Genomic DNA, 24171 nt, shown 5'->3' on the forward strand with positions numbered 1-24171 from the left:
TTTCGCAACACGCCATCGGCGCAGGTGAGGACGCCTCGGCGGACCGCGAGAGCCCGCATGACGCAGGACCGCGTCACAGCAGTTTCAGTTGTTCCGGGGCCGGGATCACCTCCTCCGCCGTACGCTGCACGGGCATCGTCACCTGCATTCGTTCCCCGTCGTCCGCACGGGAATCGAAGCCGTGACGGCGCAGCAACGGGCCGACGCGGGCACCCAGCCGTTCCCGATAGGACTTCGGAAGATAGGCGCCGCGCGAGTACAGCTCGCGGTATTTCGGCACGAGCTCCGGATGTTCCCGGCCGAGCCAGCGCGCGAACCATTCCCGCGCGCCCGGCCGCAGATGCAACGGGAGGACGGTGACCCGCGTGGCACCGGCCTCGGCCAGCTTCGAGAACAAGGCGTCGAGCGCCTCCACCGAGTCGGTCAGGTACGGCAGCACCGGCGCGACCAGCACCGAACACGGCAGTCCCGCGTCCCGCGCCTTGCGGATCAGGTCGAGCCTCGCCCGCGGGCTCGGCGTTCCCGGTTCGAGGCGGTGCTGGAGGCCTTCGTCGAGCAGCGCGAGCGAGATCGCCAGGCCCGCCGGCACGTCCTTCGACACGGACTCCAGCAGCGGCAGATCCCTGGCCAGCACGGTCCCCTTGGTGAGGATCGACAAGGGCGTGCCCGAATCGGCCAGCGCGGTGATGATGCGCGGCATCAGCTTGTACCGGCCTTCGGCGCGCTGGTAGGGATCGGTGTTCGTGCCCATCGCGACGTGCTCGCGGGTCCAGCTCGGCCGCCGCAGTTGCGCGGCCAGCACTTCGGGCGCGTTGACCTTCACGATCACCTGCGTGTCGAAGTCCCGCCCGGCGTCGAAATCCAGGTACGTGTGGGTGTTCCGGGCGAAACAGTTGTGCGTGACCATGCCGTCGGCGATGAAGTCGCCGGTGCCGGTGGTGATGTCGAACAACGGCAGCTCGATGCCCAGCGGTTCGATGGCCGTCACCTTCCGCCTGGTCCGGCCGATCGCGAGGCCGTCGAGCGACCGTTTCCAGCGGACGGCGGGATCGGCCAGGTGGAAGAACCGCACCTCCTCCGAGGGCCCGCCGAGGAGCTGAACAGTCCACAGTGGACGGAACTTGGCGTTTTCCGTTCTCACGTAGCGGAAGCCGAAGTTGTCCAGCGCGGAGCAGAAGGTCGAGACGATGTCCTGCTCGTCGTGGGTGACACGCAGCGCACCGTGCCGGTAGCCGCCGGCGAGATCGAACAACCCGGCGAGGAATCCGCGCCGCCAATGGGAATCCGGTGACGGCGGAACCTGCACGAAGCCGACCGACGCGCCGAAATCGGGCAGGTACCGGAGCGCGCGGTCCGCGGCGTCCTTCTCGGTCGAGAACCCGCCGGAGCGCAACATCCCGCACAGGTATCCGGCGCGATAGCCGAGGGTGTCGTCCGGGGTGCGGGCGAGTTTCCCGACGCCGACGAGTTCGGTGCCGCCGACGAGATGCGGCCGTTGCGCGGCGCCGAACCGGGTGCCGGTGACGTGTTTCCACCCGCGCCCGGTCAGGAACCGGTGGTCACCACTGGCCACGATGGACGTTCCGTCGTCGAGGGTCAGGCGATACGCCGGCTTCAGCGTCGACCAGTGCGCGAGCACCTTCGTCGGCACCAGGCGGCGGCCCGCGCCACGACCCCGCGTCCCGTAGATCGCGTCGCCGGGGGCGAGCTCCGCCAGCGCCCTCGTCCGGCCATCGGCCATCAGGACCGGCGTCGCGCCTTCGAGGCAGTACGTGCACGCGTGAGAGCAACCGCGATACGGATTCACCGTCCATCCGAACGGGACACCCGATCCGTCGGGCACCTTGTTCAGCACGGACTTGGCGTGCACCTCGTGAAAGGTGACGCCGTCGAACTCGGGCGTGCGCACCGAACGCGGCAGCCCGTCCAATCCGGGCAGGACCGGCTCGCCGCCGTCCGCCCGCTGTCGATCCCATCGCACCCGGCCAGTCGAACACATGTTCTAGACAGGTGTCAAACGTATGTTCGAACACGGGTGATCTTCGCAGCGTTAGAGCTTCGTGATGTCCTCGGTCACGTACCCGGCGGGCTGGATCAGTCCCGCGCACCGGCTGTCCCCGCGCGGCGTCGCCGACCGGCGGCGCACCGTCACCGCGTAGAAGTCCTGTCCACCGCGCACGGTGACGACCCGCGCGTCCGATTCGAGCAGCGGCTCCTCCTGGACGGCGAGCACGTCGTCGAGACCAGGCAGGTCCAGCTGCCGCCGGAGCGCGATCTCCGCGAACTGCGCCCACGCCGTCCGGGCGGACGTCCGGCCACGAAGCTGCTCCGGCTCCACCTGGCCGCGCAGCGCGGACTTGGCGACCAGCGCCGCTTCGGCCGGGTTGAGCTGACCGTGCAGGAAACCATCCGGGACCACCAGGAGATTGCCCGCCCAGCGGTCACCGCCGACGTGACTGACCTCCCAGGCCCGGCCGGGGTGATTGGTGTTGAGCGTCGAAGCCAGCGGGCGGCCGAGCACCGCGCAGCACATGTCCTTGGTGCCGTGCGTGCAGACCAGGAACAGCGGCCCGGCCACTCGCGTGCCGAGCCCGCCCCTGCCTTCCGCGACCGCGTCGAGGTCCAGCTCGGCCAGTTCGCTCAGGTCACGGATCTCCAGGCGCTCCAGCCAGCGGTTGCCCGGCTCGCCTCCGCCGACGTACACCGAACGGGGGCGGTCCGGGTCGCGGCGATGTTTGCCAGGACGACGGATCAGCAGCGGACGGAGCCCGTGGGACCGTCTCAGGTTTTCGAGCAGCTCACGGCGCTCGGCGGGAAAGGCCTCGTCGAGGACGGTTTCCAGCGCGTCCGCGGGCCACGGGCCCGGCTGCTCGACGAGCAGCCAGCAGCGCATGTCCGCGGCGGTTCCGGCGGGGCTCGCGCCCAGCATGCGCGCGACGGTGGCGCAGCCCGGCAACGCGGCGGACGGCGCTGGGCTGTCCGGCGACGGGGTGTCCGAGAGCTGAGCGGTCATCGGCCGACCACTCCGGACTTCACCTTAGGCATGCCTTAGCTTACCCCGCCTGGCCTCCCTTCACACTTCTCGCCCGCTGTGACTTTCAGCCGATCGAGAGCAGCCCCTGCGTGGTGAGCTCGCCGAGGAACGCCCGGACCGTCGCTCGATCGAGTTCGGACAGCTCGGCGAGTCGCTTGACCGCCTGCGGCGTTCCGTCGAGCAGCGCCTTCAGCAGCGGAGCCGCGGCGCCCGCGAAGACGAACCGTTTACCGTCCGCGAGCAGGGTCACCCTGCCGTCGCCTTCTTCGAGCACCGCCCTCGGGACGAGGAACCGGACCTCGGTCTCGTCGCCGTCCGGCAGCAGTCCGGGGGTCGCCGCCCAGGGCAGCCCGACCCGCGGATGTGCCGGGGCCGCCGAGTCGCGTTCGGCGAGGAACCGGTCGACGACTTCGCCGGTCAGCGTGGCTTCCAGTTCCGCCCGCAGCGCGGCGGCACGGGCCGCCCGCTCCTCGTCCGTCCCGAACCTGGGGAGGTCCTGGCGGAACACGGTGCTCGCCCGGAGCTTGTCGGCGAGCCAGGTCACCAGGTCGATCCCGGTGGCCGGGCTGAATCCGAGCGTGAGATGCAGCGACATCTCCCCCACCGCGGTGACGTCGTGCCAATGCCCACGCGGGACATAGAGGACGTCGCCGTCTTCGAGGATGAAGTCGTCGATCGGCTCACCGGGCCGCTCGGGCTGTTCGACGTCGCGATGCAGCGGAGCGGGCCTGGTCGGGCCGTGCATCCGCCAGCGTTTGCGGCCGGCGACCTGGATGATGAACGCGTCGTGATCGTCCCAGTGCACGTCGAAGCCATGGGTCACGCCCCAGCCCGCGTACAGGTTCACCTGGACGCTCTCGCGGAGGTCGTGTTCGAGGCTCCTGGCGAGATCGCCGATCGGGTCGCTGAGTTCCTGGATGGCGTCGAGCACCATCGTCGCGCCGCCGCGAAGGTGCTCGGTGAACGGAGCGGCCCGCAGACGGGGGACGGTGCCACTGCGGCGGGTGGGGACGAGATCGGTGTAGCTCTCCATGGGCACCGGGGTGCCATCGAGCGCGAGGCGCAGGCGCGGGAACTCCAGGCGGTGCTGCCGGAGGATCGCGTTCAGCGCGGGCCACGGCAACAGGTCGGCGAACCGGCCCGCGCGGCCTTCGAAACGGCGGTAGGTCTCGCCCTGGACGTCTTGGAAGAACTGGCTGACCCCGAGCGGAGCGACGAGGTCAGCCAGCGTCGGCGTTTCGGGCACTCAGCCGTCGTTGCCGTCGTTGTCGGCGGCCGCGCCGTTGGCCTTCCCGCGATCGACCGCGGTCGGGATGATCTCGACCTCCAGCAGCAAACCGCTGTCGGGAGCCTGCGTACCTGACTGTTCCTGTGCCATCCTGCCACCTTTTTCTCAGACGAGCGGACGGACCGAAAATCGGTCTGGAGCGCCGCCCAGCCTACGACACGTTTCGGGAAAATTCACTGTCCAGCAGGGAAAAACGGCCTAGTGAGCGATCTTCGGCACCGCGGCGCCGGTTCACCCGGACAGCGGTTCTAAGCTGGCATTCATGGCTGATGCGGCATCCGTTCCCCGCCCGCGATGGGACGTCCTCGCTGCCATCGGCACGGGCGGCGCGCTGGGCAGCCTCGCCCGCTACGGACTGTCGGTCGCGATCCCCCATCCCCGGGGTCAGTTCGCGTTCTCCACCTTTGCCACCAACGTTTCCGGCTGTCTGCTCATCGGCGTCCTGATGGCGTCGCTGACCGCCGCGGCCGATCCGCACAGGTTGCTCCGGCCGTTCCTCGGGGTCGGAATCCTGGGCGGTTACACCACGTTTTCGACCTATGCGACGGACACACTCGATCTTGTGACGGCAGGCCGCCCGTTCACCGGGTTGGCCTACGCGTTCGGAACGGTGGCCGCGGCGCTGGTAGCCGTCTACGCCGGGCACGAGATCACCCGCGCGGTGAAGAAATGACCCTTCTCTTCATCGCACTCGGCGGCGGTTTCGGGGCGATCGTCCGTTTTCTGACCGATCTCCGGCTGCGCGCGTGGCGGGGCATCGCCTTCCCGTGGGGCACGCTGGCGGTCAACATCACCGGCTCGTTGATCCTCGGCGCGCTGACCGGCTGGGCACTGCACGGCGGCCAGCCGGACGGCGTCCGCTCTCTGCTGGCCGTCGGGTTCTGCGGCGGACTCACCACGTTTTCGACGTTCGGGTACGAAACCCTGCTCCTGTTCACCGGGAAGACGCGAGCGCGCGCGGTGCTGAACGTCGTCGTCACGATGGCAGCCGGAATCGGCGCCGCGGCGGCCGGACTGCTGCTCGCCGCCGCCATCTGGCACTGACTCAGTCTTCGGGCGCCATCCGCCACGCCGCGGCCGCGATCGCCTCACGCTGTTCGGCCGGGAGGTCCGCCGCCATCTCCTCCAGCTTTTCGACGACGCCTTCGTGGGCGGCGTTCGCGAGCCGGAGCCCCTCTTCGGTCAGCGTGATCTTCAGCGCGCGGCGATCGCCGGAATCCGCGACCCGCTCGACGAGCGCGCGCCGCTGCACGCGGTCCACCAGACCGGTGACGCTGGACTTCTCCAGGTTGAGCATCTTGCCGAGGTCGGTCATCCCGACGCCCGTCTCCCCCTGCGCCAGCACGCAGAGCAGCTGGGCCTGTTGCGGCGTGAGGTCGTGGGACCGGCCGACGTCGATGAATGCCCGCTGCACCAGATGCGAGAGCCGTACCAGCGCCGTCGCGAATCCGAGGTCTTCGGCCGTGGTCATGAGCGAAGTCTACTTGACGATCGTTCGGAGTACGAACTACCGTAGTTCGTAGTACCAACATTCCGCATTGCGAACTAGGGGATCTCATGACCACGACCGTGGCCGTCATCGGCGGGGGATACGGCGGCACGACCGTCGCCAAAGAGCTGGACTCGTTCACCGACGTCGTGCTCGTCGAGCCGCGTGAGGACTTCGTCCACCATGTCGCCGCGTTGCGGGGACTCGTCGATCCCGAGTGGACGGATCGGCTCTTCTACCCGTACGCCCGGCTCCTCGAGCGGGGACGGGTGCTCCGCGACCGCGCGGTGAGCGTGGACCAGAACGGCGTCACGCTCGCTTCGGGTGAACGGCTCACGCCGGACTACGTCGTACTGGCGACCGGCTCGGCCTACCCGTTCCCGGCGAAGATCGATTTCCACGACAGCGCTTCGGCGAAGGCGAAGATCCGTGCCACCCGGGAGGAACTCGCGGGCGCGGAGAAGGTGCTGCTGCTCGGCGCGGGCCCGGTGGGCCTCGAACTGGCGGGCGAGATCAAGGCGGTGTGGCCGGAGAAGGCCGTGACGATCGTCGACCCGGCGAAGGAGATCCTGCCCGGTTTCCCGGAGGACTTCCGCGCGGAGATCCGCCGCCAGCTCGACGGGCTGGGCGTCGAACTCCTGCTCGGCACCTCACTGACCGAGCCGCCGGTCTCGGAGCCCGGGCAGGCCAAGACGTTCACCTCGGAACTCACCGGCGGCGGCGAAGTGACCGCCGACCTGTGGTTCCAGTGCTACGGCGGTGCGCCGCACACCGCGTACCTCTCCGGCGAACTGGCGGCGGCGCGGCAGGCGAACGGGCAGGTGGAGGTGACTCCCGAACTCCGTCTGCCGAGACAGCCCGGCGTGTTCGCGCTCGGCGACATCACCGCGTTGCCGGAGGGGAAGCTGGCGAAGGTGGCCGGTGACCACGCCGAGGTCGTCGTGGCCAACATCCGGGCGCTGATCGAAGGCGGTGAACTGCGGACCCATACGCCGGGCGGGCCGATGATCTCGTTGCCGCTCGGGCCTTCCGGGGGCGCGACCTACGCGGAGGAGGTCGGGATCCTGGACGCGGCGACCACGTCGGAGATCAAGGGGTCGCACATGATGGCTTCGCGCTACGACGAGCTCTTCAACGTCGCCTGAGCCCTCGCACGCGCGCTATGAAAGGTCCTTTCCTTGCAAATTTTGCAAGGAAAGGACCTTTCATAGCACCCGATGAACCGGTCAAGAGCGAGGAGCGAGACCCCGCACGTGCGCGAACGGGTCCTCCCCCGTCGGCAGCAGCGCGATGATCGGCGTCGTCAGCCCGTTGTCCACATAGGACTGAACCTGCTCGCGGCAGGAGTCGAGGCTGCCGTGGACGATCAGGTCGTCGACGACCTCGTCCGGGATGACCTGGTTCGCCTTCTGCCGGTCGCCAGCGGCCCACGCCTCGTGCATCGGCGCGAGCGCGTCGCCCCGGCCGAGCCATTCGTGGAACGCCGCATAGACCGGCACGGTGAGGTAGCTCGAGATGAGCATCCGGCCGAGCCCGCGGGCGGCGGCCTTGTCCTCGGTGGGACAGACGAAGATCCGCGCGGCCAGTTCGGTGTCCGGACCGATCTCGGCCCGCACCTTCGGCACGTCGGAGGCGGCGAGCCAGTTGGTGATGGCGCCGTCGGCCTCCTTCGCCGCCAGCCGAAGCATCCCCGGCCGCAGCGCGGCGAGCATGATCGACGGCGGCGGATCGGCGGGCCGCTCCAGCCGGAACTTGCTGACGGAGAACGACTCGTACTCCTCGGTGACCTTCTCCCCCGCCAGCGCCGACCGCAGGAAGCGCAGGGTGTCCCGCGAACGCGCGAACGGCGCGTCGAACTCGGCGGCGTTCCAATTCTTCACGATCACCGGCGACGACGCGCCGATGCCGAGCACGAACCGGCCGGGCGCCAGTTCCGCGACGGTCGCCGCGCTCATCGCCAGCAGCCCTGGCCCACGTGTGTACACGGGCACGATCGCGGTGCCCAGCCGTAGCTGCGGCGCCCACTGCGAGGCCAGCACCAGCGGCGTGAAGGCGTCGTGGCCCGCCGTCTCGGCCGACCACGCGTCGGTGTAGCCGAGATCCGGCAGCTCCCGCACCATCTCCTCGTGCGCCGCGAGCGGCACTCCGGTCAGCGGAATGGTGATGCCCCACCGTTTCATGCGTTCTCCTCGCTCTTGACCGGGTCACCGGACAGCTCACGCACGATCCAGTCCACCTGCGTGCGCATCAGGTTCTCCGCGACCTCTTCGGCTTGCGGCGTCATATGCGTCGCGCCTGCCAGCGGCAGGAACACGTGCGCGCGTCCCTTGGCCAGCACGGCCGACGACAGGCGCAACGAGTGAGCGACGAAAACGTTGTCGTCGGCCAGTCCGTGCACGATCAGCAGCGCCCGCGAGAGGTCACCGGCGCCGGCGATCAGCGAGTTGTGCTCGTACGAAGCCGTTTCCTCTTGCGGAAGCCCGAGGTAACGCTCGGTGTAGTGCGTGTCGTACAGCGACCAGTCGGTCACCGGGGCGCCCGCGACAGCGGCGTGGAAGACGTCCGGGCGGCGCAGCACGGCCAGCGCCGACAGATAACCGCCGTACGACCAGCCGCGGATCGCGACCCGCTCCAGATCGAGTTCCGGATGGAGCACGGCCGCCGCGTGCAGGGCGTCGACCTGGTCGGCGAGGGTGACGTCGGCGAGTTTGCCCGCGATCTCCTTTTCCCAGGCCGCACCCCGGCCGGGCGTGCCGCGCCCGTCGGCGACCAGTACCGCGAAGCCCTGGTCCGCGAGCCACTGCGGGGTCAGGAAGGCGTTGCGGGTCTGCAGGACACGCTGGGCGTGCGGGCCGCCGTACGGGTCGAGCAGCACCGGGAGCTTGCCTTCGCTCTCCTCGTACCCGGTCGGCAGCACCAGCGCGGCGCGCAGGCCCCGCTCCCCCAGCGTCAGCCAGGTCACGTTCGGCACGACGTCGGGGTCGACGGTGAAGGAACCGATGCGCGCCACGGTCTTTTCGCCGGACACGACGGTCACCACCGGGCCGCTGCGCTCCAGGGTCCACGACGAGAGCACGGTCAGCGCGGCGGTCCCGGAGCCGACGTGTACACCGTCCTCAGTGGACAGACGACGGAGCTCGCCGCCTTCGGTGCGGAAGACGTGGATCTGCGTCGGGTCGACGTCCGACGCGCTGAACAGCACCTCGTCGCCGACGTGCAGGATCGACCGCACCTGCAGTCCGGGCGGAGTGACCGCGACCCCGTCGACGACCAGCCGGTGGTCACCGTCCGCGGCGCTCTCGCGGACCAGACGGCCATCGGTCGTCCACGCCGGGACGCCCGCGGTGAGCTCGACCCAGTGCTCGTCGGTCTCGGTGTGCAGCACCTCGACCGCACCGGTCGCCGGGTCGACCGCCTGGATCTCCAGCTTCCGCTGGTCCCGCGACTGCACGGACAGCAGCGGTTTGCCCGCGGCCGACCAGTGCACGGCGGCCAGGTACTCCCAATCGGTCTTCTCGACGTCGACGCGGGAACCGTCGAGGCCGAGGATCGCCAGCGTCACGTCCGCGTTCGTGGTGCCCGCCGCCGGATACGCGACGACGTTCGCCGCCGACTGCGGGTTCGCCGGATCGGCGATCGTCCAGCGCGGCACGGCCGCCCGGTCGGACCGCTCGGCCAGCAGGCTCTTCCCGTCCGGCGACCACCAGTAGCCGCGGACGCGGCCCATCTCCTCGGCCGCGATGAACTCCGCGAGGCCCCAGGCGATGTCGTCACCCGCTTCGTCTACGAGCGGCCGGTCCTCGCCGGTCGCCCGGTCGATCACCCGCAGGCGCCGGTCCCGGACGTAGGCGACGTGCGTGCCGTCCGGGCTGGGCCGCGGGTCGACGACCGAACCGTCGACCAGCACCGACACCTCGCCGGTGGTCAGGTCGAGGGTGTGGAGCTTGCCCGAGAGCGAGAACGCGGCGACGGTGAAGGCGTCGTCGACCGCGTAGCCGACCACGCCGCCACCGGTCTCCCGGCTGCGCTCGCGGCGGGCACGCTCCTCCGGCGGCAGGTCCTCTTCACCGGGCAGCAGCTCGGCGGCGTCGACCAGCTTCGTCTCCTCGCCCGACGCGACGTCGAACGACCACAGGCTGTGCCGGGGGTCGGTACCGGACTCGGACCGCAGGAACAGGATGCGGGAACCGTCCGGGGCGACCTTGAACTCTTTCGGCGCGCCGAGGGTGAAGCGCTGGGTACGGGCCTGACGGCGGAGGAACGGGAGATCTTCGAGGCTGGTGTCGGTCACCTCCGCACTCTCTCAGACGCTCAAGCCGGTACGCCAACGCCTTCCAGCTTCTCGATCTCCGTCTCGGGATCGAAGTCGGCGGGCGGGAACTTCGGGTCCATCCCCTCGATCGTCTCGATCAGAAGCCGTGCGACCAGCCAGTTGCGGTACCACTTGCGGTCGGCCGGGACGGCGTACCAGGGCGCGGCCGCCGTGGAGGTCTTGGCGAAGATGTCGGCGTAGGCCTTCTGGTAGTCGTTCCACTGTGCCCGCGCGTCGAGGTCCGCGGGGTTGTACTTCCACCACTTCGCCGGGTTCTCCAGCCTCGCTTTGAGGCGCTTCAGCTGCTCCTCCGGCGAGATGTCGAGGAAGACCTTCACGATCGTCGTGCCGGCGTCGGTCAGTTCCTTCTCGAACGCGTTGATCTCGGCGTAGCGTTTGCGCCATTCCGCGGCGGGCACCAGCTTCTGGACGCGCGGGACCAGGATGTCCTCGTAATGGGAGCGGTCGAAGACACCGATCTGCCCCGGCGACGGGAGCTGTTTGCGGATCCGCCACAGGTAGTGGTGGCGCCGCTCGGTCGCGGTCGGTGCCTTGAACCCGGCGTACCGCACGCCCATCGGGTTGACCAGGCCGAGGACGTGGCCGACGGTGCCGCCCTTGCCGGAGGTGTCCATCCCCTGCAGGACCAGCAGGACACTACGGTTCCCGCCGCCGACGCCCTCCGCGTACAACGCCTCCTGCAGCTCGGCGAGCCTGCCTCCGGCGTCCGCGAGGTCTTTGAGTCCCTTGGGCTTCTTGGTCGGCCCGATCGGGAACGAGCCGGGATGGTGCCGCTCGGCGCCCTTGCCGATCCTCAGCGCGTCCCGGACGGAGACGGTGTCCTTTTTCGCCATCCGGCGACGATAACCGCGCTCCGCGCACCGCGCCTCCGGTGATCGAGTACCCCGATGCACGATTTCGCCACCCGAAGGAGTCGATACGCAATGAACAACGGGTCAAAGCAACGTTTCCCGGATGAAAGCGGCCGGATGGACCTCTAACCTGAACGCATGACGACCGCCGACTTCATCGCGCTCGACGAGCAGTGGAGCACGCACAACTACCACCCGCTCCCGGTGGTGATCGCCACCGCCGAAGGAGCCTCGGTCACCGACGTCGAGGGCAAGACCTACCTCGACTTCCTGTCCGGCTACTCCGCGCTGAACTTCGGGCACCGCCACCCAGGGCTCATCGCCGCCGCGATCGAGCAGTTCGGCCGGGTGACGCTGACCTCGCGCGCGTTCCACCACGACCAGCTCGGGCTGTTCTGTCGGGAGCTCGCCGAGCTGACCGGCACCGAGATGACCCTGCCGATGAACTCCGGCGCGGAAGCCGTCGAGTCGGCGGTGAAGATCGCCAGGAAGTGGGCGTACCGGGTCAAGGGCGTCCCCGACGGGACCGCGGAGATCATCGTCGCCGGCTCCAACTTCCACGGCCGCACGACGACCATCGTGTCCTTCTCCACCGACGAGACCGCGCGCGCCGACTTCGGGCCGTTCACCCCGGGCTTCGTCACGGTCAAGTACGGCGACGCCGAGGCGCTGCGCGACGCCATCACCGAGCGCACCGCCGCGATCCTGCTGGAGCCGGTGCAGGGTGAGGCGGGCGTGATCGTCCCGCCCGCCGGCTACTTCGCCGAGGCCCGTCGGCTGTGCGACGAGCACAACGTGCTGCTGATCGCCGACGAGATCCAGTCCGGTCTCGCCCGCACCGGCACCGTGCTCGCGCTCGACCACGAAGGCGTCCGCGCCGACGTCTACACCCTGGGCAAGGCGCTGGGCGGCGGGATCATGCCGGTGTCGGCCGTGGTCGGCGGCAAGGACGTGCTCGGCGTGCTGCGGCCGGGTGAACACGGCTCCACCTTCGGCGGGAACCCGGTCGCCTGCGCGATCGGGCGGGCCGTGGTCGGGCTGCTGAAGACCGGCGAATTCCAGGAGCGCTCGCGGGAACTGGGCGCTCACCTGCACTCGCGGCTCGGCAAACTGGTCGGCAACGGACTGGCCGAGGTCCGCGGCCGCGGGCTCTGGGCGGGGATCGACATCGCGCCCGGCGGGCCGACCGGCCGCGAGGCGTCCACCGCCCTGGCCGAACGCGGCGTCCTGTGCAAGGAGACGCACGACCACACGCTGCGGATCGCGCCGCCGCTGGTGATCAGCCGCGAAGAACTCGACCGCGGTATCGACGCGATCACGGAGGTCGTCAAGACCCGGTGAACCTTTCGGGCGGGCTGTACGTTGCCTGTCCATGGGAGACGAGCGGGAGTGGGTGGAGCGGCCGCTGGTCGGCACCGAGTCGGTGTCGCCGGAGGACTGGTTCGCGAGGGGTAAGGCATTGCGGGACGAGGCGCCCTCGTCCGCGCACGACCACGCGGCGGCTGGCGAGGGACGGCCGAGCGTGGCGGAGTTCTTCGCGCGCACCAACGAAGGCCGCCTGCCGGAACTGGTGGAACTGCGGCGCGAGCGCATGCTCGCGTCGCCGTTCACCTTCTACCGCGGAGCCGCCGGGCTGATGGCCGCCGACCTGGCGGGTTCGCCGTCGTCCGGGCTGACGGCGCAGCTTTGCGGGGACGCGCACGCCGCGAACTTCGGGCTGTACGGCACGCCCGAAGGCCAGATCGTCATGGACATCAACGACTTCGACGAATCCGTGCCCGGCCCGTGGGAGTGGGACCTCAAACGGCTCGCGGCGAGTCTCGTACTCGCCGGGCGCGAAGGCGGCATCGGCGAGGCGGGCTGCCGGGAAGCGGCCGAAGACGCGGTGAAGTCGTACCGGCGCACCATCCGCGGGCTGGCGGAGCTGCCGTTCCTCCGGTCGTGGAACGCGCTGCCGGACGCGTCGGTGCTGAGCAAGGTCAAGGCGCACGACCTGATCGACGACTTCGAGGAAGCGGCCGAGAAAGCGCGGAAGAACACCAGTGCCAAGGTCACCGCGAAGTGGACCAGGCGCATCGACGACCACGAGACCGGCCTGGAACGGCATCGGTTCGTCGAAGATCCGCCGGTGCTCACGCACGTCGACGACGCGACCGCCGAAGCCATCGTGCGCGGACTGGTGTCCTATGTGGACACGCTGCGCGAGTCGCGGCGGACGCTGATCTCGCGGTACCGGGTGTCCGATGTGGCCTTCCGGGTGGTCGGCACCGGCAGTGTCGGGTTGCGCAGCTACGTCGCGCTGCTGCACGGGAACTCCGGCGAAGACCTTGTCCTGCAAGTGAAACAGGCCGTCCCGTCGGCGCTCGCGCCGTTCCTCGGCCTGCCCGCCCCGGCGCACGAGGGACGGCGGATCGTCGAAGGCGCGCGGCTCGTGCAGGCCGAGACGGACATCCTTCTCGGCTGGACGACCATCGACGGCGTGCCGTACATCGTGCGGCAGTTCCGGAACCTCAAGGGCGACATCGACCCGGCGGAGCTGAAGAAGGACCACCTCGACGACTACGGCCGTCTGGCGGGCGCGTTGCTGGCGCGGGCGCACGCGCGGTCCTTGCACCCGCGGATGCTGGCGGGCTACTTCGAGGACGACGAAGACCTCGATGAGGCCATCGGGGCCTACGCGGTGCGGTACGCGGATCAGACCGAAGCGGACTTCGCCGCCTTTGCCGCCCTCTGACCTTCCGCATTTAGTCCTCTAAATGCGGGCCGGTGCGTCGGCATGTCCTGAAGGTGCCCTTTGAGACGTTGATCGTCCCGAAGGGCACCTTCGGACACCCGCCCGTGCGAGCGCAGGCTCGGCACCGGACTCCGCCGCATTTAGTCCTCTGGATGCGGAAGCTCACACCAGGGCCAGGACGTCGTCCGCGCAGCCCCACGCCACCGTGATCCCCGCACCCCCGTGCCCGTAGCAGTGCACGACCCGGCCGTCCCGGTCCAGCCGCACCTCGGGCCGGAACGGCCGCAGGCCGACCTTCGCTCTCAGCACGGGCGCGTCGGCCAGCGCGGGCACGAGTTCCCGGCACCGCCGCACGATGTCGGCGGTCACCCCGGGGTCAGGTTCGAGGGAGCCGCGCCCTGGTTCCTGCGTGCCTCCGCAGACGACGTGCCGTCCGTGCGGGATCACGTGCCGCAGCACCGGCGTGGAGCCGTCGACGATCCATTCGGTCAGCCCAGGGTCGGCGAGATGGACGACCTGGCCGCCGACCGGCACCACGGTGCCGTCCCCCGCGAGCCGCCCGCCACCGAGCCCGGCGGCGTTCACGACGAGGTCCGCGTCGAGGTCGTCCAGCCGCGAGACGGTGCGGTACTCGGTGTGTACACCCAGCGAGGCGACCTGACCGGCGAGCCAGGCGAGGTACACCGGGGTGTCGACCAGTGCGGTCGTGAAGGTGAGCCGTCCGGGTTCGTGGTCGAGGTCGGGCATCGACAAGGCCCACGAAGGCAGCGGCGCCTCGCGCGGGACCAGGTACGTCCCCCGGACCATGCGGACCCCTGGCGCGCCGAGGACGCGGTATTCCTCGACGCTCGTCGCGGTCCAGCGGTCGACCCGGTCGGAGTTCGCCGCCAGCGGCGGGAAGAGCACGCCACCGGCGACCGCCGAGGTCGTCTCCCCCGGCCCGGCGTCGGTGAGCACCGTGACGTCGTGCCCGGCCCCGGCCAGCCGGTGCGCGCAGCTGAGCCCGATCACGCCGCCACCGACCACACTGATCCGCATCGAAAGCCCCTTCGTCCTCGCGAGCCGTCCCTGCATGGTGACTGATCACCCGTCACGTAATCTCGCCGGATGAGCGGAAGAGGGCCGTACGGGCCGGTCGCGATGACCTGCGCCGTGATCATGGTCGTCCTCGGCTCGCTGCTCCCCGGCGAGGGCGCTTCCGTTCCCGACGAGGTGGCCGTCCGATGGGTGGAGCGGACCTTCGGCCCCGACACCGCTCTCCTGCGGCTCCTGGTGCTGCCGACCGAGGCCTACGTCCTGATCCCGGTCGCGGTCCTCGCCGCCGTCCTCTGCCTGATCGGACGCCGCAGGCTCGAAGCGGTGCTGGCCATCGCCGGCCCGCTCATCGCGATCCTCGCGAACACTTGGGTGCTCAAACCGCTCTTCGACCGCTGGAAGTACACCTACCTCGCCTACCCCAGCGGGCACACCGTCGCGATGGTCGCGGTGCTGACCGTGCTCGTCCTGCTCGCCCGCCCCGGCGTCGCTACGGCGGTCATCGCGACGGTGGGCGCCGTGGTGCTCTGCGGGGTCACGATCGGCATGCTCGGCCTCGGCTACCACTACCTGACCGACGTCGTGGGCGGCGCGCTGTTCGCCGTCGCGACCGTGTGCGCGACGTGGATGCTCCTCAGCTGGGCTGCACGGCGTCGCGCGCCAGTGCCGTCAGACGGCTGACGGCGCGCAGGTACTTCTTGCGGTAGCCGCCGTTCACCATCTCCTCGGTGAACAGCTCCGGCACCGGATCGCCCGAGACCACCAGGGGGATCGCGCGGTCGTAGAGCCGGTCGGCGAAGGCGACCAGCCGCAGTCCGACGTTCTGGTCGGGCACCGGGTGGATGTCGCGCAGGTGCACCCGCGTCACGCCGTCGAGAAGCCTGCCGTAGCGCGAAGGATGCAGGCCTGCCAGGTGTTCGCACAACGCGTCGAAATCGTCCACAGTGGACTCGGGATGCGTGGCGGCGGACGCCTCCAGCTCCTCGGGGCTCGCGGGCGGCGGCGCGTCCGGCAGGCCGCGGTGGCGGTAGTCCGGGCCGTCGACGCGGCAGACGCCGAACCGGGCGGACAGCGACTGGATCTCCCGCAGGAAGTCCGCGGCGGCGAACCGGCCCTCGCCGAGTTTGTCCGGCAGCGTGTTGGACGTCGCCGCCACGAACACCCCCGCCGAGATCAGTTCCTGCAGCAGCCGCGTGACGAGCATGGTGTCACCGGGGTCGTCGAGCTCGAACTCGTCGATCGCCAGGAACCGGTGCTCGGACAGCCGCCGCACCGCCTCGGCGAAACCCAGCGCGCCGACGAGGTGGGTCAGCTCCACGAAGGTCCCGTACGCCTTGGGCGACGGCGTCTCGTGCCAGGTCGAGGCGAGCAGGTGGGTCTTGCCGACACCGAAACCGCCGTCGAGATAGAGCCCCATCGGCCCGGACGGCGTCTCGTCTCCGCCGCCGAAGAACGCGCGCAGCTTCGACTTCGGCTTCCGGCTCGACGCTTCCGCCACGCGCTTCGCGAACGCGCCACAGGTGACGACGGCCTCGGCCTGGCTCGGCTCGTCCGGGTTGGGCACGTACGTGGAGAACCGGACCGCGTCGAACCTCGGCGGCGGGACGAGCGCGGTGATCAGCTCGTCGGCGGACAGCTCCGGACGGCGATCGATCAGGCGGGCGGGCATTCGCCGAGCGTAACGGCACCGGCGTGGCGGGTTCACCCTCCCTGACCGGGCGTATCCCCCGCTCAGCGGTGCCGTCGGGCGCGTGCTGGGATGTCGGTGTGCAGCTTTTGTGGCCAACGACACCGGCGGAGCCCGTCTCCGACGCCGACCTCGAACGGCTCTACGGGTACCCCGAAAACGTGAACCGTCCCTGGGTCCAGGTCAACTTCGTCAGCTCCGCCGACGGCGCGGCGGCGGTCGACGAGCTGTCCGAGGGGCTTTCCCACCCCGCCGACAAGCGGATCTTCCTGATGGGACGGCTGCTCGCCGACGTGATCCTGGTCGGCGCGGGCACGGCGCGCGCCGAGGGCTACCGCGGCGCGCGCGTCTCTCCCGAACGCGCCGCCCGCCGGGCCGCGCTCGGCCTTTCCGAGGTCCCGCCGATCGCGGTGGTGACCCGAACCGGTGAACTCGATCCCGAGGGCCCGTTGTTCACCGACACCAAGGTCCCGCCGATCGTCATCACCACCGGAAAGGCGCCGCGCGCCGAGTTGGAGCGCGCGGGCGCCGAAGTGGTCGTCGCGGGGACCGACGACGTCGACCTCCACCGGGCGCTCGCGCTGCTGGGCGAACGCGGGCTGCGCCGGGTCGACTGCGAAGGCGGGCCGGCGCTCTTCGCCGACCTGATCGCCGCCGACCTCGTCGACCAGCTGTGCCTCACCGTCGCCCCGCTGCTGGCGGGAGCGGGCGAAAGCCGGATCGTCCGAGGCCGCCCCGCCCCGGAACCGCGTCGGATGGAGCTCGCGTCCGTGCTCGTCGAAGACGGCTTCACCATGCTGCGCTACCGCCGCCGGGAGGGCGGGTGAGCGAGGCGGCCCCGGTTCCGGACGAGGAACTGGTGGCCAGGGCCGCCGCCGGGGACCACGGTGCCTTCGACACCCTGGTCCGGCGGCATACGGCCCGGATGTACCGGGTCGCCCTGCGGATCACCGGCAGCTCGTCCGAGGCCGAGGACGTCGTCCAGGAGGCCTGGCTCTCCGCGTGGCGCGCGCTGCCCGCCTTCCGGTTCGAAGCGGCGGTGTCGACCTGGCTCTACCGGGTGACGACGAACGGCGCGCTCGGCGTGGTCCGGCGCCGGAAACCGACCGTGCCCCTCGACGAGGGCGACGCGGGTATCGTGCCTGGTCCGGAGGGTCACGTGGAGAGCGCCGAGCAGGTCGGCAGGGTGCTGCGCGCGATCGCCGAACTGGACGTCGGCCAGCGGATCCCGCTGATTCTGCGAGAATTCGAAGGGTTGACCTACGACGAGGTGGCCGAGGTGCTCGAAGTCAGCGTGCCCGCTCTGCGTGCCCGCCTGCACCGCGCGAGGGTGGCGCTGCTGGCGAAACTCGGCGACAACTTCCGACCCGGGGAACGGTGATGAGCGAGGATCCGCGCGACGACCCCCGGTGGCAGCAGGTGCGCGCCGCCGCGAGCCGTCCGGTGCCGACGCCGCCGGGACTGGTCGAGCGGGTGCTCCGCTCGGTCGGCGGCGTCCGCGGCAGGCACACCACCGCCCCGCTCGACCTGCCGTCGTCGGGCGGCAAGACCCAGGTGTCGGAACGGGCGCTGGTGCTGATGACCAGGAACGTCGCCGCCGAGATCGGCCGGGAGCTCGGCGGAGTGCACGTCGCCGCCGTCGCGCTCGAGGAGGACGTGCTCCAGGTGCTGGTGACGATCCGGTTCGGCGTCGAAGCGGCCGTCGCGGACCTGTTGCGCCATCAGGTCATCGCGGCGCTGACCGGCCAGCTCGGGTCCGCCCCGCCGACGATCAACGTCCACGTCGTCGATGTGCATCCGGACTGATCGGAAGCAAGGCGGCAAGGTGTCGTGTCGCGAAAGCCACTTTCGGGACGTCAGATGTCTCGAAAGTGGCTTTCGCGACGTCAGCCGCGCCGGGACGCGACCTTGCCCGGCCTCCGGAGTGATCCCGGAACTGATTACCCCATCCGGGGGACATCGCGTGACGGCTCGGCATGCGCGCGTGTCCTGGTCGGTGAGAGCGTAGGGACCGCCGCGCGCGCAGGTCGCGCGGCACCGGCCGAGAAGGAGCGAACTTCATGGCGCAGCCGAGCGCGAGCAAGCCCGACGCCCCCGTGACAGGGGCGTCCCTCAACGAGGAAGGAGCCGCCGGCAAGACCACGATCTCGTCGGTGGTGGTGCAGAAGGTGGCGGGACTCGCCACCCGCGAGGTGACCGGGATCCACGCGCTGGGCGGCGGGGTCTCGCGGGCCTTCGGCGCCATCCGCGAGCGCATCCCCGGTTCCGGCACGGTCACCACGTCCGGGGTCTCGGTCGAGGTCGGCGAGAAGCAGGCCGCGATCGACCTCGACGTGGTCGTCGAGTACGGCGCCCGCATCGTCGACGTCGCGCGCGCGGTGCGCCGCAACGTGATCGGCCAGGTCGAGCAGATCACCGGCCTCGAGGTGATCGAGGTCAACATCGCGGTCAACGACATCCACCTGCCCGACGAGAACGGCGGCGAGACCGAGTCCTCGCGGGTCGAGTGATGAACGGGACCCAGACCGGCCTGCTCGCCGGCCTCATCCTCGGCCTCGCCGCGACCCAGGGCTTCACCGCTTTCCTGGTGACGCTGGCCGTCGGCGTCATCGGCCTCGTCCTCGGCCGCGTGCTCGACGGCGAACTCGACCTCGGCGACCTGTTCGGCCGGGGCCGCGACAAATGACCGTCCCGCCCGACCCCGCCGATCGCGGCACCCTCACCATCTCGCCGTCCGTGGTCCGCAAGATCGCGCAGCACGCCGCGGACCAGGTCGACGGGACCACGCGCGCGGAGCGGCGGATCGCCGGACTCGGGCTCGGGACGCACGGCGCGAGCGCGAAGGTCGGCGGCGAGGGCAACGACGTCGACCTCGTGCTCGACGTGGCGCTGAACTATCCGGCGCCGGTGCGGCGGATCGTCGGCGACCTGCGCGCCAGGGTCACCGAGGAAGTCGAGCGGATCACGTCGTACCAGGTGCGGGACATCTCGGTGACGGTCTCCGCGCTCCTGCCCGACATCGCGCCCCGCGTCCGCTAGAAGGAGCAACCAGTATGCGTTTGTTCGTCCGCCTGCTGTCGGCCCTCATCGGGCTGGCGCTGGCCGCCGCCGGGGTCCTGCTGGCGCTGGAGGTCGGCTGGGGCTGGTGGCGGCCGGGGCGGGGCCCGCTGTTCTTCCCGTGGGACGACTGGCGCGACACCCTTGCGGAGCAGTCCTGGAACGCCCCCATGGTCCGGTATCTCGCGATCGCCGTCGCGGTCGTGGGGCTGTTGCTGATTCTGGCGGCGGCCTCGGCCGGGCGGCGCGCCATCCGGCTGACCGATCCGGCGAACGAGGTCAGCGTGACCACGTCGCCGCGTTCCCTGGCGAGGCTGGTCGGGGTGACCGTGCGCGCGCAGGACAACGTCGCGGGCGCGAAGGTCACGGCCACCGCCAAGAAGATCCGTGTCCGCGCGACGAGCAGGCTGGAAACCGAAGGCGAGCTGCGGCCGCGGCTGCTGGAGACGGTCTCCGGTCTGCTCGACGACGTCCCGTTGGTGCGGCGGCCGAAGGTCTCGGTCGTCGTCGACTCCCCGAAGGACCGCCGATGACCCGTTCGGTCTCCGCCAAGGCACTCGGCCGGTCCACCGGCACGGAACGGACCCTGACCGTCCTCATCGGACTCCTCGCGCTGCTCGGCGGGGCGGCGGTGGTCGTCGTCGGCGCCGGCTGGCTCGGCACGCACCGCGCCGTCCGGCCGCTCGTGGACCCGATCGCCCTCGACTGGCTGTCGCGGCACGCGCTCGCCTCCCGGATCGGCGCGATCGTGCTCGGCGTTCTCCTGCTGTGGCTGGGACTGTGGTGGTTCTTCCGGTCGCTGCGCCCGGAAGGCCGCCCGGATCTCGAACTCGACGACGACCTCGTGGTGACCGCCTCGGCCATCTCCGAAGCCGTCCGCGCCGACGCGGAGACGGTGGACGGGGTCGGGCGCGCCCGGGTCCGCGCGGTCGGCGACAAGGAGAATCCGGCGCTGCGGATCACGCTCTGGCTCGTCGAGGGCACCGACCTGAAACGGGTCTGGGAGCAGCTCGACAGCACGGTGCTGGCCCGCGCGCGGGAGTCGCTCGGCGTGGACGTCCTGCCGACGGCCGTCCGGATCGAACTCGACACGGCAGCACCGCAGCGGGTGCGCTGACCGGCCACTTGTGGCAAGAATGGCCGTCATGTCGCTTCCACTGACTTCGCCGGTCAAACCGATGCTCGCCAAACCGGCGAAGGCGATCCCCGATTCCGGCGGCCTGCTGTTCGAGCCGAAATGGGACGGGTACCGGTGCCTGGTGTTCCGCGACGGTGACGAGCTGACCCTGCAGTCTCGGTCGGAGAAGCCGCTCAACCGGTACTTCCCCGAGGTCGTCGAGCGGTTGAAGGCGGCGCTGCCCGAGCGGATCGTGCTGGACGGCGAACTGGTGGTCGCCAAGGACGGGAAGCTGGACTTCGACGCGCTCACCGACCGGGTCCACCCCGCCGAAAGCCGCATCAAGCTGCTGGCGGAGCAGACCCCGGCGGAGTTCGTCGCGTTCGACCTGCTGGCGCTGGGCGACGAGTCCTTTCTGGACGAACCGACGTCGAAGCGGCGGGACCGGCTGGAGAAACTGGCCTCCGACGGCATCCACCTGACCCCGGCCACCTCGGATCCGGCGATCGCGCGGCACTGGTTCGCCCTGTTCGAGGGCGCGGGGCTCGACGGTGTCATCGGCAAACCGCTCGACGAGCCGTACACGCCCGGCAAGCGGGTGCTGCTGAAGTACAAGCACTCGCGCACCGCCGACTGCGTGCTCGCCGGGCTGCGCTGGCACGTCGACGGCGAACCGGGCGAGATGGTCGGCTCGTTCCTGCTCGGGCTCTACGACGACGACGGCGTGCTCCACCACCCCGGCGTCGTCGGCTCGTTCCCGGTCACCCGTCGGCGTGAGCTGGCCGAAGAGCTGGCACCGCTGATCACCGACGGAACCGATCACCCCTGGCTGGGCGACAACGTGCGCGAGAACCAGCGGATTCCCGGCGGGATCACCCGGTGGAAGTCCAAGGAGGCCCCGTGGGTGCCACTGAAGCCGGAAAAGGTGGTCGAGGTCGGCTACGAGCACACCGAGGCCGGATTTCCGTCGCGGTTCCGGCACACCGCGCAGTTCAAACGCTGGCGCCCCGACCGTGAGCCGTCCTCCTGCACCTATGCCCAGCTCGAGGAGGTCGCCCGCTACGACCTGGACGCGGTGTTCCGCGGCGAGGTGAAACGCACCCGCTAACCGTGTCCTGACATCCGACCTGCGAAGCTCTGTTCCGAGCTTTGTCATGCCTTGGAAGTGAGGACCAGCCCGTGAGCACCGCCCGCCGCACGCCACGGCTGTTCCTGACGACCGCCGTGGTGACGGCCGTGCTCGCGGGCTGCACGGCCGGACCGTCCGTACGGCCGGCGGTGATCGACAACGACGGCAAACCGAATCCCGGCGGCCAGACGACGGCCCAGCAGGTCCCGCTGCCGCCGCTCGCCGAACCGCGGTCGCCGTCGATCAAATGGGAGGACTGCGACGAAGCGACCCGGCAGCGGCTGGGGCAGCCGTCCGTGCCGGACACGCTGAAGTTCTCGTGCGCCAGGGTGCCCACGACGCTCGACGCGCCGGATCTGCCCGGTCGCGGGCTCTCTCGGCTTTCGGTGGTCAAGACCGGGGGCGGGCCGATCCCGCTCGTCGTGGTCAACGACGTCGACGGCGAGCCGGGGTCGCTGTACGCCGCGCGGCTGGCCGCGACGCTGCCGCCCGAGTTCCTGCAGAAGTTCTCGCTGATCGGCGTGGACCGGCGCGGGACGGGGACGTCCATGCCGGTGCAATGCATCCCGGCGGAGATCCGCACCGACCTGCTCGGCGCCGATCCGGCCGCCGCCGACCTCGAAAGCGTCGTCGACGCGGCACGCCGGGCGGGGCAGCAGTGCGCCATCGAACTGGACGACTCACGGTTCGCGATGGACAGCTGGCGGGCGGCGGGCGACCTCGAAGAACTCCGGGAGCAACTGGGGCTGGACAAACTGCACGCGCTGGGCCGCGGCGACGGTTCGAAGGTCCTCACCGAGTACGCCGTGCGGTTCCCGGCCCAGGTCGGCCGGGTCATGCTCGACGGGCTGCCCGACCCCGCCCCCGACTCGGCCGCCACGCAGGAAGGCATCGCCGCGGGCGCGCAGGCGACCCTCGACGCGTTCGGCGCCGACTGCATCGCGAGGGGCTGCCCGCTCGGCGACGCCCGCTCGGCGGTGACCGCCGTCGCGGACCGGCTCCGGTCGGCGTCCGCGACGACCACCGACGGAGAGCAGATCACCCCGGGGATCGCGCTGTACGCCATCTACTCCGGGCTCGCGCAACGCTCGCGCTGGGTGGAACTCGCCGAGGCGCTCAAGACCGCGCAGACCGGCGACGTCACTCCGCTTGCCGCGTTCGCGGAGCCGGTGCTGAAGGACACCAAGGCGCGGCCGTCGCGGCTGGACGGCACGCTCGCGACCAAATGCAACGACAGCGCGAGCCGGCTCTCGGCCGAGGAACTCACACGGGCGACCACGACCCTGCGCGACAAGTACCCGCAGTTCGGTGTCTTCGCCGCGCAGCAGCTGGCCTGGTGCAGCCCGTGGCCCGTGCGCCGCGAACCGCTTCCGCCCGCGGGAGTGCCGGGCGTCCCGCCGATGCTCGTCGCGGGGACCGCGACCGACCCGGTCACGCCGGAGCAGGGCACCGGCCGGGCGGCCGACCAGATACCCAGCGCGGTGACGATCACCTGGCAGGGCGCCGGGCACGGCGCGCTGACCCTCTCGCCGTGTGTCGCGGACGCGACGCGGGCCTTCCTGATCGACGGGAAGATCCCGGTCGACGGGACCCTCTGCCCGGCCTGATCACTCACGTGGGCTGAAGGACGCTTTCACCGCATGCGATGCGAGGAAAGCGCCCTTCATCGCGTGACATGCGGTGAAAGCGTCCTTCAGCCGCCCGCTACTGCCGGTAGGACTCCACCTCGGAGATCGGCCGCGTCGTCGCCTGGTCCGGATCCTCGTCGAACTCCACGCGCGCCCGCCGCTGCCGCAGGAGGTCCCAGCACTGGTCCAGTTGCTGTTCCACACTCGCGAGCCGGGACCGGTCGTCCGAGCTCAGCCCGGTGCCGATCGCCCGCGAACGGAGTTCGTGCTCCTCGCTGACCAGCTCGTCGATCCGGTTGAGGATGTCCCCGTCGGCCATCTGCGCCTCCTGCGAAACGTGGGTTGCTCCAACCGAGACGCTACGCGCACTCGCGGGAATGCGCGTCCCTCCCGATTCGTTACGCCGGGCATGAGCACTGTGGAGCTGACCGCCGCCAACTTCGATCAGGTCGTGTCGGAGAACGACTTCGTGATCATCGACTTCTGGGCGGGCTGGTGCATGCCGTGCCGCCAGTTCGCACCGACCTACGAGAAGGTGTCGGGCAACCACGACGACATCGTCTTCGCGAGCGTCGACACCGAGGCCGAGCAGCAGCTGGCCGCGGCCTTCGACGTGCGTTCCATCCCCACCCTCGCGGTGATCCGCGACCAGACGGTCATCTACGCGCAGCCGGGCGCGCTCCCGGAGAAGACGCTGGAAGACCTCATCCAGCAGGCGCGCGACATCGACATGGACAAGCTCAAGGAAGAGGCGGCCAAGGAGGCCTGACGAGCATGGAGAAGGGGCCC

The 24171-nt window shown here is 70.4% G+C and carries 28 protein-coding genes; 17 read left to right on the top strand and 11 right to left on the bottom strand.

Features of this window, described 5'->3' with window-relative positions; all coding sequences use genetic code 11:
* Positions 1 to 73: 73 nt before the first annotated feature.
* The 4 genes from ACFVM3_RS08990 to ACFVM3_RS09005 form a co-directional block, all read right to left on the bottom strand.
* Positions 74 to 1981: an intein-containing Rv2578c family radical SAM protein gene (locus tag ACFVM3_RS08990; RefSeq protein ID WP_378437011.1), complete on the bottom strand. Its 1908-nt coding sequence runs from the start codon at positions 1979 to 1981 to the stop codon at positions 74 to 76.
* Between the two features lie 69 nt (positions 1982 to 2050).
* Positions 2051 to 3013 carry a sucrase ferredoxin gene (locus ACFVM3_RS08995; protein WP_378437012.1) on the bottom strand — a complete coding sequence of 321 codons (963 nt, stop codon included), beginning with the start codon at positions 3011 to 3013 and terminating at the stop codon, positions 2051 to 2053.
* An 85-nt stretch (positions 3014 to 3098) separates the two neighbouring features.
* Positions 3099 to 4280: a cupin domain-containing protein gene (locus ACFVM3_RS09000; protein ID WP_378437014.1), complete on the bottom strand. Its 1182-nt coding sequence runs from the start codon at positions 4278 to 4280 to the stop codon at positions 3099 to 3101.
* Positions 4281 to 4412, bottom strand: coding sequence for a hypothetical protein (locus ACFVM3_RS09005; protein WP_378437016.1), 132 nt, complete (start codon positions 4410 to 4412; stop codon positions 4281 to 4283).
* Positions 4413 to 4584: 172 nt separating this feature from the next.
* On the opposite strand from ACFVM3_RS09005, the gene crcB (ACFVM3_RS09010) reads away from it, so the two are divergent.
* Together crcB (ACFVM3_RS09010) and crcB (ACFVM3_RS09015) are read left to right on the top strand one after the other, a co-directional pair.
* On the top strand, positions 4585 to 4995 hold the full coding sequence (crcB, locus tag ACFVM3_RS09010) for a fluoride efflux transporter CrcB (RefSeq protein WP_378437018.1): 411 nt from the start codon (positions 4585 to 4587) through the stop codon (positions 4993 to 4995).
* On the top strand, positions 4992 to 5366 hold the full coding sequence (gene crcB, locus ACFVM3_RS09015) for a fluoride efflux transporter CrcB (protein ID WP_378437020.1): 375 nt from the start codon (positions 4992 to 4994) through the stop codon (positions 5364 to 5366). The genes crcB (ACFVM3_RS09010) and crcB (ACFVM3_RS09015) overlap by 4 nt, the downstream gene beginning before the upstream one ends.
* Position 5367: 1 nt before the next feature.
* On the opposite strand, the gene ACFVM3_RS09020 is transcribed toward crcB (ACFVM3_RS09015), so the two are convergent.
* Positions 5368 to 5793: a MarR family winged helix-turn-helix transcriptional regulator gene (locus ACFVM3_RS09020; RefSeq protein ID WP_038515673.1), complete on the bottom strand. Its 426-nt coding sequence runs from the start codon at positions 5791 to 5793 to the stop codon at positions 5368 to 5370.
* An 86-nt stretch (positions 5794 to 5879) separates the two neighbouring features.
* On the opposite strand from ACFVM3_RS09020, the gene ACFVM3_RS09025 reads away from it, so the two are divergent.
* The gene (locus tag ACFVM3_RS09025) at positions 5880 to 6956 is read left to right on the top strand and encodes an NAD(P)/FAD-dependent oxidoreductase (protein WP_378437022.1); all 1077 of its coding nucleotides are present in this window, start codon (positions 5880 to 5882) and stop codon (positions 6954 to 6956) included.
* An 81-nt stretch (positions 6957 to 7037) separates the two neighbouring features.
* On the opposite strand, the gene ACFVM3_RS09030 is transcribed toward ACFVM3_RS09025, so the two are convergent.
* From ACFVM3_RS09030 to ACFVM3_RS09040, 3 genes are read right to left on the bottom strand one after another with little or no spacing between them, the layout of a single operon-like run.
* Entirely contained in the window at positions 7038 to 7991 is a 954-nt protein-coding gene (locus ACFVM3_RS09030; protein ID WP_378437024.1) for an LLM class F420-dependent oxidoreductase, read from the bottom strand.
* A complete protein-coding gene (locus tag ACFVM3_RS09035) occupies positions 7988 to 10102 on the bottom strand; it encodes a prolyl oligopeptidase family serine peptidase (RefSeq protein WP_378437025.1) in 2115 nt (704 codons plus the stop codon). The genes ACFVM3_RS09030 and ACFVM3_RS09035 overlap by 4 nt, the downstream gene beginning before the upstream one ends.
* Before the next feature lie 20 nt (positions 10103 to 10122).
* Positions 10123 to 10977 (bottom strand): PPK2 family polyphosphate kinase, encoded by an 855-nt coding sequence (locus ACFVM3_RS09040; protein WP_378437027.1) that lies wholly within the window; start codon positions 10975 to 10977, stop codon positions 10123 to 10125.
* 156 nt (positions 10978 to 11133) lie between these two features.
* Here ACFVM3_RS09040 and rocD point away from each other — a divergent pair, with 156 nt between their 5' ends.
* Both rocD and ACFVM3_RS09050 read left to right on the top strand, forming a co-directional pair.
* Complete coding sequence (rocD, locus tag ACFVM3_RS09045; RefSeq protein WP_378437029.1) at positions 11134 to 12336, top strand: ornithine--oxo-acid transaminase; 1203 nt, start codon at positions 11134 to 11136, stop codon at positions 12334 to 12336.
* A 31-nt stretch (positions 12337 to 12367) separates the two neighbouring features.
* Complete coding sequence (locus ACFVM3_RS09050) at positions 12368 to 13729, top strand: DUF2252 domain-containing protein (protein WP_378437031.1); 1362 nt, start codon at positions 12368 to 12370, stop codon at positions 13727 to 13729.
* Positions 13730 to 13891: 162 nt separating this feature from the next.
* On the opposite strand, the gene ACFVM3_RS09055 is transcribed toward ACFVM3_RS09050, so the two are convergent.
* Positions 13892 to 14767, bottom strand: coding sequence for an FAD-dependent oxidoreductase (locus ACFVM3_RS09055; protein ID WP_378437033.1), 876 nt, complete (start codon positions 14765 to 14767; stop codon positions 13892 to 13894).
* A 69-nt stretch (positions 14768 to 14836) separates the two neighbouring features.
* On the opposite strand from ACFVM3_RS09055, the gene ACFVM3_RS09060 reads away from it, so the two are divergent.
* Positions 14837 to 15445, top strand: a complete 609-nt coding sequence (locus ACFVM3_RS09060; protein WP_378437034.1) for a phosphatase PAP2 family protein — start codon at positions 14837 to 14839, stop codon at positions 15443 to 15445.
* On the opposite strand, the gene zapE is transcribed toward ACFVM3_RS09060, so the two are convergent.
* Positions 15399 to 16433 (bottom strand): cell division protein ZapE, encoded by a 1035-nt coding sequence (gene zapE / locus ACFVM3_RS09065; RefSeq protein ID WP_378437035.1) that lies wholly within the window; start codon positions 16431 to 16433, stop codon positions 15399 to 15401. The genes ACFVM3_RS09060 and zapE overlap by 47 nt on opposite strands.
* A gap of 98 nt (positions 16434 to 16531) precedes the next feature.
* Here zapE and ACFVM3_RS09070 point away from each other — a divergent pair, with 98 nt between their 5' ends.
* The 10 genes from ACFVM3_RS09070 (at position 16532) to ACFVM3_RS09115 (ending at position 23361) form a co-directional block, all read left to right on the top strand.
* Entirely contained in the window at positions 16532 to 17278 is a 747-nt protein-coding gene (locus tag ACFVM3_RS09070; RefSeq protein ID WP_378437036.1) for a pyrimidine reductase family protein, read from the top strand.
* Positions 17275 to 17832 carry an RNA polymerase sigma factor gene (locus ACFVM3_RS09075; protein ID WP_378437037.1) on the top strand — a complete coding sequence of 186 codons (558 nt, stop codon included), beginning with the start codon at positions 17275 to 17277 and terminating at the stop codon, positions 17830 to 17832. The genes ACFVM3_RS09070 and ACFVM3_RS09075 overlap by 4 nt, the downstream gene beginning before the upstream one ends.
* Positions 17832 to 18257: a hypothetical protein gene (locus tag ACFVM3_RS09080; protein WP_378437038.1), complete on the top strand. Its 426-nt coding sequence runs from the start codon at positions 17832 to 17834 to the stop codon at positions 18255 to 18257. Before ACFVM3_RS09075 ends, ACFVM3_RS09080 begins: the two co-directional genes overlap by 1 nt.
* A 254-nt stretch (positions 18258 to 18511) precedes the next feature.
* Positions 18512 to 18961, top strand: a complete 450-nt coding sequence (locus tag ACFVM3_RS09085; RefSeq protein WP_378437039.1) for an Asp23/Gls24 family envelope stress response protein — start codon at positions 18512 to 18514, stop codon at positions 18959 to 18961.
* Positions 18961 to 19137: a hypothetical protein gene (locus tag ACFVM3_RS09090; RefSeq protein ID WP_005157087.1), complete on the top strand. Its 177-nt coding sequence runs from the start codon at positions 18961 to 18963 to the stop codon at positions 19135 to 19137. Before ACFVM3_RS09085 ends, ACFVM3_RS09090 begins: the two co-directional genes overlap by 1 nt.
* Positions 19134 to 19490, top strand: a complete 357-nt coding sequence (locus tag ACFVM3_RS09095; RefSeq protein WP_378437040.1) for an Asp23/Gls24 family envelope stress response protein — start codon at positions 19134 to 19136, stop codon at positions 19488 to 19490. The genes ACFVM3_RS09090 and ACFVM3_RS09095 overlap by 4 nt, the downstream gene beginning before the upstream one ends.
* A gap of 14 nt (positions 19491 to 19504) precedes the next feature.
* Positions 19505 to 20041, top strand: a complete 537-nt coding sequence (locus tag ACFVM3_RS09100) for a DUF6286 domain-containing protein (protein ID WP_378437041.1) — start codon at positions 19505 to 19507, stop codon at positions 20039 to 20041.
* A complete protein-coding gene (amaP, locus tag ACFVM3_RS09105; RefSeq protein ID WP_378437045.1) occupies positions 20038 to 20625 on the top strand; it encodes an alkaline shock response membrane anchor protein AmaP in 588 nt (195 codons plus the stop codon). Before ACFVM3_RS09100 ends, amaP begins: the two co-directional genes overlap by 4 nt.
* Before the next feature lie 28 nt (positions 20626 to 20653).
* Positions 20654 to 21733, top strand: a complete 1080-nt coding sequence (locus tag ACFVM3_RS09110) for an ATP-dependent DNA ligase (RefSeq protein ID WP_378437046.1) — start codon at positions 20654 to 20656, stop codon at positions 21731 to 21733.
* A 71-nt stretch (positions 21734 to 21804) separates the two neighbouring features.
* A complete protein-coding gene (locus tag ACFVM3_RS09115; protein WP_378437048.1) occupies positions 21805 to 23361 on the top strand; it encodes an alpha/beta hydrolase in 1557 nt (518 codons plus the stop codon).
* A 97-nt stretch (positions 23362 to 23458) separates the two neighbouring features.
* On the opposite strand, the gene ACFVM3_RS09120 is transcribed toward ACFVM3_RS09115, so the two are convergent.
* A complete protein-coding gene (locus ACFVM3_RS09120) occupies positions 23459 to 23701 on the bottom strand; it encodes a DUF2630 family protein (protein ID WP_378437050.1) in 243 nt (80 codons plus the stop codon).
* Between the two features lie 90 nt (positions 23702 to 23791).
* Here ACFVM3_RS09120 and ACFVM3_RS09125 point away from each other — a divergent pair, with 90 nt between their 5' ends.
* On the top strand, positions 23792 to 24151 hold the full coding sequence (locus ACFVM3_RS09125) for a thioredoxin family protein (protein ID WP_378437051.1): 360 nt from the start codon (positions 23792 to 23794) through the stop codon (positions 24149 to 24151).
* Positions 24152 to 24171 lie beyond the last annotated feature (20 nt).

Source organism: Amycolatopsis sp. NPDC057786 (assembly GCF_042797905.1).
GTDB lineage: Bacteria > Actinomycetota > Actinomycetes > Mycobacteriales > Pseudonocardiaceae > Amycolatopsis.